The organism is Paenibacillus ottowii (genome assembly GCF_050516475.1).
GTDB classification, from domain to species: Bacteria; Bacillota; Bacilli; order Paenibacillales; family Paenibacillaceae; genus Paenibacillus; species Paenibacillus ottowii.
Genome location: NZ_CP191577.1, coordinates 2,734,321 through 2,740,190, shown reverse-complemented (window position 1 = coordinate 2,740,190; position 5,870 = coordinate 2,734,321). Strand labels below are relative to the sequence as shown.

At 45.7% G+C, this 5,870-nt stretch carries 4 protein-coding genes, 1 rRNA gene, 1 pseudogene and 1 other annotated feature (1 of these 7 running past the window's edge); of the genes and pseudogenes, 4 read left to right on the top strand and 2 right to left on the bottom strand.

What is annotated here, in order from left to right; all coding sequences use genetic code 11:
• Positions 1-104 (top strand) — a sequence feature (16S ribosomal RNA rRNA prediction is too short) (it extends 184 nt beyond the left edge of the window).
• A 69-nt stretch (positions 105-173) separates the two neighbouring features.
• Positions 174-449, bottom strand: a pseudogene (locus ACQQ6X_RS12840) (phosphopantetheine-binding protein); the annotation flags it as partial.
• Between the two features lie 117 nt (positions 450-566).
• Here ACQQ6X_RS12840 and rrf point away from each other — a divergent pair.
• The 4 genes from rrf (at position 567) to ACQQ6X_RS12820 (ending at position 4,386) form a co-directional block, all read left to right on the top strand.
• Positions 567-683, top strand: a 5S ribosomal RNA gene (rrf, locus tag ACQQ6X_RS12835).
• Positions 684-896: 213 nt separating this feature from the next.
• Positions 897-1,889, top strand: coding sequence for a ketoacyl-ACP synthase III (locus ACQQ6X_RS12830; RefSeq protein WP_305165629.1), 993 nt, complete (start codon positions 897-899; stop codon positions 1,887-1,889).
• Between the two features lie 125 nt (positions 1,890-2,014).
• A complete protein-coding gene (locus tag ACQQ6X_RS12825; RefSeq protein ID WP_305165628.1) occupies positions 2,015-4,150 on the top strand; it encodes a DNA topoisomerase III in 2,136 nt (711 codons plus the stop codon).
• A 98-nt stretch (positions 4,151-4,248) separates the two neighbouring features.
• Positions 4,249-4,386 (top strand): hypothetical protein, encoded by a 138-nt coding sequence (locus ACQQ6X_RS12820; protein WP_187360594.1) that lies wholly within the window; start codon positions 4,249-4,251, stop codon positions 4,384-4,386.
• A gap of 183 nt (positions 4,387-4,569) precedes the next feature.
• Here the strand turns inward: ACQQ6X_RS12820 and ACQQ6X_RS12815 are convergent, their stop codons facing one another.
• A complete protein-coding gene (locus tag ACQQ6X_RS12815) occupies positions 4,570-5,721 on the bottom strand; it encodes a type II asparaginase (RefSeq protein WP_305165627.1) in 1,152 nt (383 codons plus the stop codon).
• Positions 5,722-5,870 lie beyond the last annotated feature (149 nt).

Here is a 5,870-nt window from a genome sequence, read left to right as displayed (position 1 = left end):
GACTCGTCAAAACCCTGCTCCCGGTGCAGCATAACCGCCTGATTAAAGTGATGCGCATCCACTTGCGCCTGTGCAAAGAACCCGTGCTGGATCGGAAGCAATGCCGTTTTCCCGCTCACTTCTCCCTGATCTACCCTACGACTTGCCTCGTGCATATGCGGTGCAAGTGTTGCCACGATGGGATAGCGGAACAAATCCTTCATGTCCAGCTTATAGCCTGCCTGGAACGCACGCGATACGATTTGAATCGCCTTGATCGAATCGCCGCCCAGGTCAAAGAAATTGTCCAAAATACCGACGGTTTTCACGCCTAGGACGGACTGCCAGATCGCTACGAGTGCTCGTTCTGCTACCGTGCGTGGCGCTACATACTCCGCGCCGCTGTGCAGACTACCTTCTGGTGCTGGCAGGGACTTGCGGTCGATTTTACCATTTGGTGTCAGCGGCATCTGCTCCAACCCGATGAAATACGACGGCACCATATAGCTTGGCAGCTTTTGTCCCAGCTTCTGTCTCAGCTCACTAGCTCCAAGCTCTTGACTTGCGACGTAATACGCTAATTCCTGTTTGGTGGCGATAGCGGAGGGGTTCCACACGTACCCATCCCGAACACGACCGTTAAGCCCTCCAGCGCCGATGGTACTTGGACCGCAGGGTCCTGGGAGAGTAGGACGTTGCCAAGCAACTAGTAAAAAAGACCATGATCCAATTGAGATCATGGTCTTTTTTGTGTTAAATAACAGTTGAATTTTAATTAGAGTAGGTTGGTTATAAGTTCAGCCGAATCTGTGGATATTAGCTAGTACATAGATAGACATTTTTTAAAGAAAATTAGTACCAGGTATTAGTATCTGGTGTTATAATATGAATAAGGACTTTAAAGGAGAGTGATCAGAATGGTGAATTCAAAAGCAAAGTTAACGGCCCTTGGCACTTATGTACCTGAACGGATTTTAACGAACGCCGACTTGGAGAAGCTTGTGGACACTAGTGACGAGTGGATTGTACAAAGAACGGGGATGCGGGAACGACGCATTGCGGCTGAAGATCAATACGTGTCTGATTTATGTATACAAGCTATTAAACGTATGGTTAACCTTTATAACGTAAATGTAGACGATGTTGACATGATCATCGTAGCGACGAGCACCCCTGATTACTATTTTCCTAGTACGGCATCTCGTATTCAGGCCTATTTTAATATACCGAATACAGGGTCAATGGATGTTAGTGCTGCGTGTGCAGGCTTTGCCTATGGACTTCATTTGGCAAATGGTCTTATTACGGGTGGGCTACATCGTAAGGTTCTAGTGATCGGAGCCGAAACATTATCCAAAATTACAGATTATACAGACCGCACGACATGTGTTCTTTTTGGAGATGGGGCAGGAGTTGCACTAGTTGAATATGACGAGGATGAAGGAACGTTTTTGACCTCGGATATAGGAACCTTTGGGCAAGGTGGAGCACATCTTTACCGCGCAGGATTGTCCAACTATTTGGATGGAGAGAAGCTGCAAGATAATGGGTTTATCGCTCAAAATGGACGTGAGGTTTATAAATGGGCTGTACGCTCTGTTCCAGCTGGAATCGAACGATTAATGGATAAGGCAAATATGAAGAAGGAGGATCTTGACTGGTTTGTACCTCATAGCGCTAATCTGAGAATGATTGAGTCGATATGTGAAAAAAGTGCAGTACCTTTGGAAAAGACGCTGACGAGTGTAGAGTTGTATGGCAATACCTCGGCGGCGTCCATTCCGTTGGCTTTACAGTGTGGATTGAATGACGGGCGTTTAAGGTATGGACAGCATGTGGTGTTATATGGATTTGGGGGAGGCCTGACGTATGCAGGTCTGCTAATAAAATGGAGTGTGCCCGATTTGTAAGTTGGTCTAATTAATGCATAGGCAATAGTTATCGTAAGGAAAGATCATGTAATTGTCGTTCGCATTAGATTTATCGCAAGATGGCAGGATGGTATAATTAACATTAAGAGAGAAAGGAGCGTAACATGAAGGTATTGGTATTGGCAGAAAAACCATCCGTGGCCAGAGAGATTGCACGAGTGATGGGCAGCCGAGAGAAGCATAAAAGTTATATAGAAGGCCCAAAGTATGTGGTGACATGGGCACTGGGTCATTTGGTTGGGTTAGCAGAGCCTGAGGATTACGATTCTAAGTATGCGAATTGGAACCTGGAGGACTTGCCAATTCTTCCGAAGAACGCCAAGTTAAAGGTATTACGGGAGAGCAATCATCAGTTCAAAGCTGTACAACAGCTGATGAAACGACAGGATATTGGGGAACTTATCGTGGCAACAGATGCTGCTCGTGAAGGCGAACTGTTGGCGCGTTGGATTATACAAATGGCAAACTGGAGAAAGCCTTTCCGACGCTTATGGATTTCCTCGCAGACGGATAAGGCCATCAAGGCAGGATTTGCAAAATTATTGCCTGGTCAGCAGTTTGATCGTCTATATGAATCGGCTCGCTGTAGGGCTGAAGCAGACTGGATGATTGGTCTCAATGTAACCCGTGCGTTAACGGTTCGTTATAACGCCCAGCTTTCGGCTGGAAGAGTACAGACACCAACATTGGGAATGATCATGGAACGTGAGAAAGAGATCACCCAGTTTCGTTCTCAGGAATATGATACTTTGACGGCGGATTTTGGCCATTTTCAAGCAACTTGGCGGGCGGAAAACGGCGATTCACGCATGTTTGACCGTACTCAGGCAGAGACTTTACGCCGCAGGCTCGAAGGGGCCAAAGGTACAGTGGTGAGTGTGAAAAAAAGTGAAAAGAACGAGCCTCATCCGCTGGCGTATGATTTAACTGAGCTGCAAAGAGATGCTAACCAGCGCTACGGCTTCTCGGCCAAACAGACGTCCAATGTTCTTCAGCGTCTGTATGAGCAGCATAAGCTGGTGACCTATCCACGCACAGACAGCCGTTATCTTACATCGGATATGGTGGATTCACTTAAGGAAAGACTCAGTAGTGTAGCAGTAGGTCCGTATGCTTCTCTAGCACGTCCGCTATTGCGTAACAAATTGCCAATCACCAAGCGAGTTGTGGATGACAGTAAAGTCACAGATCACCATGCGATTATTCCTACTGAGCAGACATTATTGCTTAATCAGCTAAGTCCAGAGGAACGTAAACTGTATGATCTGATTGCACGCCGTTTTATCAGTCTGTTCTACCCCCCTGCACGTTATGATGCTGTGGCTGTATCGGTCATGGTGGAGCAGGAAACATTTCAGGCCAAAGGTACAACCATAAAAGATAGCGGTTGGCGTGCTGTATATGACGAAAGTCATTATGAAATGGACGAGGAAGAAGCAGATGAGCGTGAAAATAATGGACGGGGCGTTATTTTACCTGAGCTGAAAAAAGGAGATTTCGTCCAATTGCAGCGTTGCATTGTACGAGCTGGACGAACGATGCCGCCGAAGCGGTATACAGAAGCGGCCTTGCTGGCTCAGATGGAAAAGCATGGTCTGGGTACTCCAGCTACGCGCGCAGATCTGATTGAGAAACTCGTCAGTTCGGATACGATAGAACGCCAGGGGAATGTGATGCATCCAACCGGCAAAGGCAAGCAACTGATCGAACTGGCGGCTCCGCAGCTGAGAACGCCTGAATTGACGGCACGTTGGGAAGCAGAGTTAGAACGAATAGCTCGTGGTCAGGGACAGCCTGAACCATTTTTGAATTCTATCCGTGCTATGGCCAAAGAATTGGTTGCTACTGTAAAAAATAGCAGTGCGGAGTACAAGCCCCATAACGTGACGAATAGCCATTGTCCGGATTGTGGTACAAAATTGCTGGAGAAGAAAGGTAAGAAAGGCAAGTTTCTCGTATGCCCAAGTGCGGATTGTGGTTACCGTCGTTCAGGGGAAAAACGCCTGTCCAATCGACGTTGCCCGCAGTGTCATAAAAAAATGGAAATGAAAGAGGGCAAAGCAGGTTTGTATGTAAGATGCTTACCTTGCGGTATTACGGAGACGCTGGATAAGGACAAGCAACGGGTAAACAAACGGGAACAGCAAAAGTTGGTAAAACAATTTGAAAAGAAAGAATCTTTTGGTTCCAGTTTGGGTGATTTGCTAAAAGCGGCAATGGATCAAAAGCAGGGCGAGTAAAGAATAGCCTAACGTGATACAAGCAACACAATCAGCAGGCATAAATCGGTATAAAAAAGCTCACTCCTTGGCATGGTAATCCGAGGAGGTGAGTATTTATGCCCAAACATAAGCCGCTTAAAATTAATAATCAGCAAAATAAATCAAGTATACTGGAGGAAGAAATCGCTGCTCATCCAGAGAAGCAAGCTAAATATCCTCCAAGCTTGAACGGGATTCCCAAACAGCATTCTTGATGCTGCATATAAGGGAAAACGAATGGCTTGTAAAGCATCAAGACGATTAAATACCAGATGAAATAGTTATTGGTGACAAAAATTATCTTGCATAAAAGAAGCAGCAGTACGGTGGTTAACCGCAACTGCTGCTTCTTTTTCATAATAAGGATGTTGTATTTATTGGATTTGGGATGACTGCCCTTAGTATTCATTAAAGAAAGTTTGAATTTGGTTCACATCGTGCGTCTGGGTCAAAGCGAGCATGAGCAAAATTCGTGCTTTTTGCGGATTGAGCGAATCGGTGGACACAAAGTTCGATGCTGCATCTGTTGTCGACGGGGATACAACTCCACTTCCTACGCGAGTGGAGCGGGCGATAATCACTCCTTTTTTACCTGCGGCCTCTGCGCCTTCTGAGGAGGTTTTGGACAAGGAGCCATTACCCGAACCAGCGACCACTATGCCCTTGGCACCAGCTGCTACGGCTGCATCATACAGGTAGCGGCCATTGTTTTGATACTCGTATAAAATATCTACTTGTGGCAGCTGAGTGAGATTGGAGATGTCGAATACTGAAGAAGTCGTATGCTTATGAGTGGATTTGTTGTAGTAGTAGACCTGATCGCCTACTACCGCTCCAAGGTACCCCTGCTCTACAGACTTAAACGTATCGACTGCTGTTGTGTTCGTTTTTGTGATATATCTTGCTGCACCGATGCGATCGTTCAGCAATACGAGTACACCCTGGCCTTTGGAGGCCGAAGCTCCGGCGACCTTTACAGCATTATAAAGATTGAATGGACCATCGGCACTGATGGCAGTAGCTGGGCGCATAGAGCCAACGACAACCACAGGCTTATCGCTCTTAACGACAAGGTTGAGAAAATATGCGGTTTCTTCCAACGTGTCTGTACCATGGGTGATAACAATACCATCTACATCGTCTCTGGCAAGCAGTTCGTTGGTGCGTTTGGCAAGTTTTAAGAGGATTTCATTATTAACATCAGGGCTGCCTACGTTAACTACTTGCTCACCACTGACATTTGCAATACTTTTCATCTCAGGAACAGCATTGATCAAGGTTTCAACACCTAATGCACCAGCTTTATAGCCAGTTGTATCTGTGTTGACGGAGGATGACCCTGCAATCGTCCCTCCTGTGGCCAATATTTTAATATTGGGTAAATGATTGGTTTGTTTGTCCGGAGTAATAGTGGTAGTACCAGTAGATACCGTTGTGCTGGTTGTAGCTGCAGTCGCAGCGTTAGCAGTAAATCCACCACTCCATAAGGTACTTCCGAGAATAAAGCTGGCCAACAGGGGAATCATTTTCATTTTTTTCATGTTAGTCATATAAAGCTCCTCTCCAGTCTTAAACCTTGAAATATTGATGATAGATTAACTGACAAATATTTTGTCGAATTACGTTAATATCACGCATTATAGAGTGTAGGAATGTCTTTAGTCAATAACTATGTTACTAAATATGACGAAAATATTTG

What these genes read in the sequence shown, in the direction of transcription:
- ACQQ6X_RS12830 (WP_305165629.1), top strand. Translation starts at nt 897, where the DNA reads ATGGTGAATTCAAAAGCAAAGTTAACGGCCCTTGGCACTTATGTACCT.
- ACQQ6X_RS12825 (WP_305165628.1), top strand. Translation starts at nt 2,015, where the DNA reads ATGAAGGTATTGGTATTGGCAGAAAAACCATCCGTGGCCAGAGAGATT.
- ACQQ6X_RS12820 (WP_187360594.1), top strand. Translation starts at nt 4,249, where the DNA reads ATGCCCAAACATAAGCCGCTTAAAATTAATAATCAGCAAAATAAATCA.
- ACQQ6X_RS12815 (WP_305165627.1), bottom strand. Translation starts at nt 5,721, where the DNA reads ATGACTAACATGAAAAAAATGAAAATGATTCCCCTGTTGGCCAGCTTT.